This is a genomic window from Mesocryomonas fontinalis, assembly GCF_055730125.2.
On record NZ_JBUZWG020000018.1, the window covers coordinates 1 to 8,317 of the forward strand.

The window sequence follows — 8,317 nt, forward strand, 5'->3', positions numbered from 1 at the left end:
AGTCCATGCGCGCTGATCGCTGCCAATCCGCGCCCATGAAGGGCACTCGAAAGTCAAACCTTGCCACGTCGCTGACTCGGCGGGGTTCTTTTGTATTAATTGCCCGACTGCTGACTGTCGGCTTTGCGACGCTGGCGATCTCAGCCTGCAGCGTGGGGCAGCCGGCGTTGGGTTCATCGTCGCGGGCAGAAGGGCTCGGTTCGCGCACCGATGGCGGCTTCGCCATCGCGGCAGTTCCGCTCGATCGCATTCCGTCACGCTTCCGCCGGCAGGACGTCGCCTATCGCTCCGCCTATGCGGTGGGGACGGTGGTGGTCGATCAAAGTCAGCGGTTGCTTTATCTCGTCGAGCCGAATGGGCGGGCTACCCGTTTCGGCGTGAGCGTCGGCCAGGGTGCCTTTGGGTGGTCTGGAGAGGCGAAGGTCGAGCGGAAGGCCCGCTGGCCGCGGTGGACTCCGACGCCCGAAATGCTAAGCCGGGCGCCGAACTTTGCAAGGACTGCCGCCGGCCGCGAGCCAGGCAGCCTGAATCCCATGGGCGCGAGGGCGCTCTATTTGTTCCAGGGCGGTAAGGATACGTTATACCGTCTGCACGGCACGCCGGAATGGTGGTCGATCGGCAAAGCCGCATCGACAGGCTGCATCCGGCTGCTCAATCAGGATATCATCGAACTCTATGACAGGGTTGCCGTTGGGGCCAAGGTGGTGGTGCTCGAAAACCCGCCGCTTTTCACCGCCAGAAGATCGTTGTGGCGGTAGCGATTTAACGCAGCAGCCAAGGATTACGGGTCGTGTCGCCCGAGCAACTCTTGATCAGCGCTGCGGATTTTGTGGAACGCCGTACGCCTAGGATTCAGGACATCACGGATAGGACGGCCGCCTCAAGCGCTGCCCAAATCGATAACGATGCCGCGGGCCGGAGTTGCGGCGTACGGTTCTGTCGACGAAGTGTAAGGGTAAGCTGCTTCGAAAGAATATATACGAGATATCGAGGCTTCAATCTGACTTGTCGACATTAACCCTGGCCTCAGGGCACCAACTTCTGGTCGTACACCTTTCAATTGCCAACTGTGTTGCAGCAACGAGCATGCATACTTCCCAAGCGTAATGCCGAATCCGAATGAGTGTTCGGGTTCGCGGCAGTTAGTATTACCCGTTCTGTGTGAAATAAGTTGAAGGTTATTCTTGTGCGCAGATTAGCAAAAAAATGAAGGTCAATACTGTTCAAAAAGTTATGAAAATCCCGATGGCGCATACTCGGAGATATGCATTACTTTTTTTAATACACTGGAAGAAAAATATTCTGAGTTGAAGCTAATGCTTCGATCAGCCTTACCTCGTCTTGCGGGCATTAGAGGTTTGTCCTGAAAAAAAAGGAAGGAGGCCTTGAAGGTGAAAAAAGCAGGGCGCTCGCTCTTCTGGATCTTTATATAATGGCATATGATCACACTTTGACAATATTCAGAAAATGTATCGTCTGAAGATGAGTTTAGGCCGATAAAAGGCCATGGTTATGGCGCTTGCCGGAAGGCTATGGTGCGATGCAAATAAAGGAAAAAAATTTAGCCTTACGCAGCAATTCCGGGTTGTGGTCTATTTTTAATCGTCATTCCGTACAATGCCGAGGTCGGGGTGCTCCTGATCCGCTGCTCCTTGAATGGTGACGGATTGCCGGCTCTGCCGCATTTCCCGAATGTGACGCGCGCGCCGAAGCTGTCGCCGGCATTCAGGCCAGTCTCTTGTCCCGCTCGAACGACACCGACTTAACAATCGCGAAGATCCGACTGCCTTGCAGAAGCCCGAGTTCAGCGACCGATCTTCGGGTGATGCGGGCCAGCAGCGCGTGGCCGCCGCAATCCAGTTGCAGATCCGCATGCGTCTGGCCATCGTCGGCAATCGCGGTGACAATGCCGCCGAGCACGTTGAGAGCGCTGAGCTGGGCAGGCCGCTCGAGGGCGATCATCACGTCACGAGCGCGGATGCGAATGCGGACAGGTGTGCCAGGAACTGCATCGATGCGGGGCACCTGCAGCATCCCGCCGGCCATTTCCAGCGCCGTCAGGCCGTAGCGATCGTCATGACTATGCACCCGGGTCTCGACGATGCTGCCGGGCTCCAGATCGGCGACGGCCGGCAAAAGGTCGAGGCGTTGCGAGATCTCCGCCGGATCGCCTTCCTCCACAACGCGGCCTCCGTGAACGACCACGAGGTGCGCGGCTAGGCGCAGCACTTCGGCGATCGAGTGCGTGACGTAGAGGATCGGAACGTCCAATTCGTCGCGCAGCCGCTCGATATAGGGCAGGATCTCTGCCTTGCGGGCCTCGTCGAGAGCTGCCAGCGGCTCGTCCATCAAGAGGAGGCGGGGACTGGCGAGGAGCGCCCTGCCGATCGCTACCCGCTGGCGCTCGCCGCCGGAAAGGCGTGACGGCTGGCGTTCGAGGAGGCTTGAGAGGCCGAGCAGGTCCACGACGTCGTCGAAGCTTTGGTAGCGCTCGCCCACCGGCGTGAACCAGCTGCCATACGCGAGGTTCTTGCGCACGTTGAGGTGGGGGAACAGGCGGGAGTCCTGGAAAACGTAGCCAAGCCGCCGCTTGTGCTTTGGCAAGAATATGCGCTTTTCCGTCTCGACGAGGATGCGGTCGTCGACGACGATCCGGCCGGCATCCGGGCGCATCAGGCCGCCGACGAGGTTGACGAGCGAAGTCTTGCCGGAGCCGGACTGGCCGAACAAAGCCGTGAGCCGGCTGTTGCTGGAAAAGCGCGCGTCGAGCTCGAAGGCGCCGAGGCGGTGACGCAGGTTGACGGAAATCACGGCTCGATCCGCCGGCCAACGCGCTGAGCAAGGAATTCCGAGAACACCAGCGCCGCCATCGAGAGGGCGATGGAGATGAAAGTCAGGCGCAGCGCTCCGACGTCACCACCCGGCACCTGGGTGAAGGCGTAGATTGCCGAGGGAAGGGTCTGCGTCTCGCCGGGAATCGCGGAGACGAAGGTGATGGTCGCGCCGAACTCACCCATGGCCTTGGCAAAGCAGAGGATCATGCCGGCGATGATTCCGGGCAGGATAAGCGGGAGTGTGACGGTCGCGAAGACGATAGCGGGGTTTGCGCCAAGCGTCCCGGCGGCTTCTTCTAGCCGCCGGTCGACGGATTCGATCGACAGCCTGATCGCCCGCACCAGCAGCGGAAAGCTCATTACCGCGCAGGCCAGCACCGCGCCCGTCCAACGGAAAGAGAACACGATGCCCCAGTCGGCCAGCGCGGCGCCGAACAGGCCGCGGCGGCCGAAGCCGAGAAGGAGCAGATAGCCTGTGACCACCGGCGGCATCACCAGCGGCAGGTGGACGAGGCCGTTAAGCACCGACTTGCCCCAGAAGTTTCCGCGGGCGAGAAGGTGGGCGACGAGGAGACCGACCGGTAAGCTGCACAGCGTCGCGGTGACGGCAACGACAAGGCTCAGACGCACCGCTGTCCACTCTTCCGGGCTGAGGGCGAGCCAGTTCATAATGCTGTCCAACCGTGAAGGGGCCCAGCCGACCCCGCGTATTTCGTTAGGCAGCTGGTCAGATGCCGCGCGCAATTCGTCCTATTTGGCGAGAACCGTAAAGCCCTGCTTCTCGAACAGCGCTTTCGACTGAGCGGTTGAAAGATAGGCGACGAATGCGGCGGCGCCGGGGTTCTTGGAATCGGCAGTCAGGGCGATGGGGTAGATGATCGCCGGGTGCGACGAGGAGGGGAAGGTGCCGACCACTTTTACACCTCCATCGGCAGCGGCATCGGTCTTGTAGACAATGCCGAGCGGCGCCTCGCCGCGCGAGACGAGTAGCAGCGCGGCGCGGACGTTGTCGGCCTGGGCGACATCGCCCTTGACGCTCTCCCAGACGCCGAGCTTCTCCAGCGCCGCCTTGCCGTACTTGCCGGCCGGCACAGAATCGACCGCGCCGATGGCTAGCTTGCCGCCGGCGAGCAAGTTCTTCAGCGGAAAATCTTTGGCGATCTCGGCCTTCAAGGTCGAATCCCTCGGCGCGACGAGGACAATGGAATTGCCGAGAAGCTCGGCCTTGGTATCGGTCTTGATCAGCTTCTTGTGCCAGAGATAGTCCATCCAGGTAAGGTCCGCGGAGAAGAAGACGTCGGCCGGCGCGCCGCTCTCGACCTGCTTGGCGAGCGCGGAGCTCGCGGCATAGGAGATTGTCGCCGACTTCCCGGTCTCGGCCTTCCAGGCGGCGTTGATGTCGTCGAGCGCGTTTTTCAGGCTTGCCGCGGCGAAGACCACCGGGCCGGCATCCTGCGCGAAAGCCGACAGCGTGCCGGACAAGGCGATGCCGGCAGTGACGAATAGCGCGGCGAGGCGGCTGAGGAAGCTGCGGCGGTTGTCCATGGAAACTCCTGCTGGGTTTCGAGCTATCCTTTCGGATATAGCGGAAACCAGTCAATGGGAAAGCGGTATATCGCGTCGGATATAGCGACAGCGCGCGGCTAAGCCGCATCGGCCGCAGCACGTGCCGCCAGCCGAACCCGCACCTTCTCTTTCAGCGACTGTGCCGCCAGGGCATAACCGCCTGCGGCGCCGTCGACGAAATGCACATGATCGGGACTGGTCGGCGAGGGCACGAAGCAGGTCATCAACGCCGCCGACTGCCGGTGCAGGCCGACATTGACGATAGTTTCGCCCTCCGCCCGTCGCAGCACCGCTTCGATCCTGTCGGCGGTGTCGTGCATGCAGTCGAGCGTCATCCGCAAGCCGTCGTCGAATTTGCGGAAGTCGGAATTGCTTACGATTTCCGCGCGATAGCGCCTGGGGTCGAAGCCGCCGATCGGCCGGCGGACGCCGAGCATCAGGTAGGAAAAAATCTGGCGGGCGCCGACGCGGACGGCCGAGGAGATCAGGCTCCGCCCGGTGCGGGCGGCGGCGGTGCGGGTCTCCAGCACAAAACCCTTTATCGTCCAGATCAGAGGCGGGCCGCCGGGAGGGATCGGGCGGCCTTCGTCGACCTCACCCGCGGCAAGCGACAGCACCTCCCCAACCACCTTTTCGAACGCTCCCCGCCCGGCGGGTGTCGGCATGACGATGATCGACAGGATGGTGCCGTGCTGCGAGGGTATTTCGGCGAAGCGACAGGAGAGGCCGTCGAGGTTTGGGCCGGCGCCGTCGGTTGCGGGCGCGACGGCAAACTCGCCGGCCTTCATCCGCGCTTCCGCGAAGGCGAGGCCACCACCGGCGAACATCGCGTAGGAGACGTTGGGCGAAACCTGGAAGCGCGCGAGCTGCAGGTCGTGTCCCGCGGCGCGGATGTCTTCCACCGCCAGCATGGCGACGCGCATGGTCAGGCCGAAATTGTCGCGGATCCAGCTTGCGGTGCGTGACAGCGCAGCTCGACCGGTCTCCGCATCCTTGGGGGAGAGCGCGAAACTCGCGCCGTCGCCGCCGAATACGAAGGGGATCTGGCGGTCGGGCAGGGCGTTTGACACCGCAGCTATTACCGCGGCCGCGGCGGTGTTCACCTCCTTGTAGCGGCCGCTCGTAATCGCCTCAGTCGATTGGACGATGTCGGCGACGCCGACCACCCAGCCTGCCGGTACGGCATGGTATGAAGTGGGATCCGCTAGAGCACCGAAGCTGTCGAGCAGCGGCAGGCTAGCGTAGAAGTCGGGATCCGCGACCGGGTCGCTGAAGGTCTTGTCCAACACGCGTCTCCTCGGGCCCGCTACATCAACGCATTGCGTGGCCTTTTGGTGCTGTCACGTTGCCGCCATCGCATCGCCGATCCCACGGTGATACGGCCGGTCGCGTTTGGGTTGTAAAGGGCGCCGGCCCCTGCCATCGCAATCGTTGCTTGCCGTCGCTCGCCCCAGTATGCATTGCACGCAGCAGCCTTCGACGGTAGCTTCGCATGACCTTCGCGAAACCGGACAGCATCTCGGCAGAAGCTTTCCTCGACTGGGCAACGGCCCAGGAGGAGAGTTCGAGCTGGTTGATTGCAGGATCGCCCAGAAGATGACGGGCCTCAAGCAGAGCCACAACGTCGCCGCCGCCAACACGCTCGCTGCTCTGCTCCCGCAAGTCGGACGCTGCGGCTGTCGCGCAACGGTGGGCGATACTGCCGTCCGGAACGGACGGCGGAATCCCCTAGCCCGATGTCGTCGTCGAGTGCGCGCCAAAGGAGCGATATTCGCTTGACGCATCGCGCCCGAAGCGGGTGGTGGAAGTCGTGTCCCCTAGATGTGAGCTTTCAATAGGTTGTCCATCCAGTCCTTTCCGAGGAAGCTGAGGTTGCAAAGCTTTAGAAGCCAAGGAGGGGGACCGGATGAACATCCACAAGAATGCCCGTTTGACGCCACGCGGTCGAGAGCGTCTGGTTCAATCAGTTCTTGGCGGAATATCTGCAAAGGCTGCCGGCGCGGCGGCGGGGTTCTGCGAGCGTACGGTTCGCAAGTGGGTGGCCCGCCTCAAGGCCAAGGGTGCGGCGGGGCTCGTTGATCGCTCTTCCCGTCCGCATCGTCTTTTCCGTCCGACCTCGCCTGACATCGTCGACAAGGTCGAGGCGCTACGCCGTGAGCACTGGACGGGAAGGCGGATTGCGCTGGAATTGAAGCTGTCGCCGGCCACCGTCAGCCGCATCCTCTCCCGCCTTGGCCTCAACCGGATACGCGACCTGGAGCCCGCCGAGCGGTACGTCGCTACGAACACGCCCATCCCGGCGACATGTCCACCTCGACATCAAGAAGCTTGGGCGTTTCGACCGGGTCGGCCACCGCATCACCGGGGATCGCAAGTGGCAGTTAAACGCCCGCGGCATTGGCTGGGAGTTCGTCCACGTCTCCATCGACGACGCCTTGCGCCTTGCTTTCTCGTAGATGCCTCGCCTTCTCGCAGATCATACCGGACGGGAAGGCCGTCAGCGCCGTCGCCTTCCTGAGGGCCGCCGTCGCCTACTACGAAAGCCTCGGCGTCAAGATCGTGCGCGTCATGACCGACAACGGATCCTGTTACAAAGCCAGGGCATTTGGCGACGTCTGCCGCCAACTCGGCCTCAAGCACGAGCGCACCAGACCCTACACGCCCAAGACCAACGGCAAGGCCGAGCGCTTCATCCAGACGGCCTTGCGCGAATAGGCCTATGCGCGAGCCTATCCCACCTCGCAGTATCGCGCCGAGGAGTTGCCCCGGTGGATCCACGACTACAAATGGCATCGACCACACGGCGGCATCAAATACGCCGTGCCCATAAGCAGACTCGGTCTGGCTCAGGACAACCTGTTGAGGCTCCATACCTAGAACGAGATGATTTCAGGTTGCAAATATACTGAATTTTTAAGCTATTGTTCCCATCCCGCTGGCGAGCCGGTGGCGATGGTTTTGCCGAGGGCTTGGCACAGGTCATCGCGGTTGCGTTTCGCGTCGTTGCCCAGCCAATGCTTCAATCTGGCGAAGAGCTGCCCGATTGGATTGAGATTTGGGGAGTAATTCGGCAAACAAGTACTTGGCGACGACAGCCCAGATCGCCCGGCGCGCCGCCTTGCCCTTGTGGCTGCCGAGGTTATCCATGGTGACGATGTCGCCGGGCGTCAGCGTTGGGTAGAGCACCTTCTCGACATAGATCAGGAAGCGCTCGCCGTTAATCGGCCTGTCGATGAGCCAGGGCGCCTCGACCAGGTCCTTTCGTAGCGCGGTGATCGAGGTGGCGGTGTGCCAATGGCCGAACGGCATCTTCGCCCTGAGATGCTGGTCGCAAGGAGCCCAGTCGCGCGACGGCGCCATGTAAGTCTTGGTCCAGGTTTCGTCGACGAAGGCCACACGGTCAGGATCAACTCGGTCGCGGTACTTGGTCCATTGCTGGCGCCTTCGGGCGACGTCAGGGCGATCCTGCTCGGCGGCAATCAGTATCATTTTTGTTGAACAACAGCTTCCCAGCATGAACGAATGCCAAGACCGAGCGATAGTCTACCTTCTGCGGTCGTCGGCCAGCCCCTGCACCAGACCGCGCAGCTTGAATGGCTGGTCGAGGCAGCGTTTCGCAGCCAGTCCGCATGCCTGCTGTCCAATGCCTTCGGCTTGTGCCCGTCCATCTACCCGCGCAACGCTGCCGGTCCTCTCAGAGCACTGGATCCAGTGGATCACCGTGCTGATCGCCACCCCAGAGCATCCCGGCGCTTCGTGCCGCGACTGCCTCTCCCGCATCACCGCCGAAATCACACGCTCGCGAAGATCCATTGACTAAGGTCCCGCCATCCCTTTCAGCGTCCCATCCGACAATAATGTTGAATCAGCATTCAGAGCCCCAGGGAATCTCCAAGACTCGGCCAGATGTCATCCGC

Annotated in this window: 5 protein-coding genes and 2 pseudogenes; 2 read left to right on the forward strand and 5 right to left on the reverse strand. The window is 61.9% G+C overall.

The window, feature by feature from the left end; all coding sequences use genetic code 11:
• Positions 1-5: 5 nt before the first annotated feature.
• Entirely contained in the window at positions 6-758 is a 753-nt protein-coding gene (locus ACZL02_RS24210) for a L,D-transpeptidase (RefSeq protein WP_472941260.1), read from the forward strand.
• 967 nt (positions 759-1,725) lie between these two features.
• Here the strand turns inward: ACZL02_RS24210 and modC are convergent.
• From modC to ACZL02_RS24230, 4 genes are all read right to left on the reverse strand, one after another.
• Positions 1,726-2,811, reverse strand: a complete 1,086-nt coding sequence (gene modC, locus ACZL02_RS24215) for a molybdenum ABC transporter ATP-binding protein (protein ID WP_472941256.1) — start codon at positions 2,809-2,811, stop codon at positions 1,726-1,728.
• The gene (modB, locus tag ACZL02_RS24220; RefSeq protein WP_472941257.1) at positions 2,808-3,503 is read right to left on the reverse strand and encodes a molybdate ABC transporter permease subunit; all 696 of its coding nucleotides are present in this window, start codon (positions 3,501-3,503) and stop codon (positions 2,808-2,810) included. Before modB ends, modC begins: the two co-directional genes overlap by 4 nt.
• 81 nt (positions 3,504-3,584) lie before the next feature.
• Entirely contained in the window at positions 3,585-4,379 is a 795-nt protein-coding gene (gene modA, locus ACZL02_RS24225; RefSeq protein ID WP_472941258.1) for a molybdate ABC transporter substrate-binding protein, read from the reverse strand.
• 98 nt (positions 4,380-4,477) lie between these two features.
• A complete protein-coding gene (locus tag ACZL02_RS24230; protein WP_472941259.1) occupies positions 4,478-5,689 on the reverse strand; it encodes a DUF3095 domain-containing protein in 1,212 nt (403 codons plus the stop codon).
• A 617-nt stretch (positions 5,690-6,306) separates the two neighbouring features.
• Between ACZL02_RS24230 and ACZL02_RS24235 the strand changes: the two are divergent.
• Positions 6,307-7,277 (forward strand): annotated as a pseudogene (locus ACZL02_RS24235) (IS481 family transposase).
• 41 nt (positions 7,278-7,318) lie between these two features.
• Here the strand turns inward: ACZL02_RS24235 and ACZL02_RS24240 are convergent.
• Positions 7,319-8,213: pseudogene (locus ACZL02_RS24240) on the reverse strand (IS630 family transposase).
• Positions 8,214-8,317: the final 104 nt, after the last annotated feature.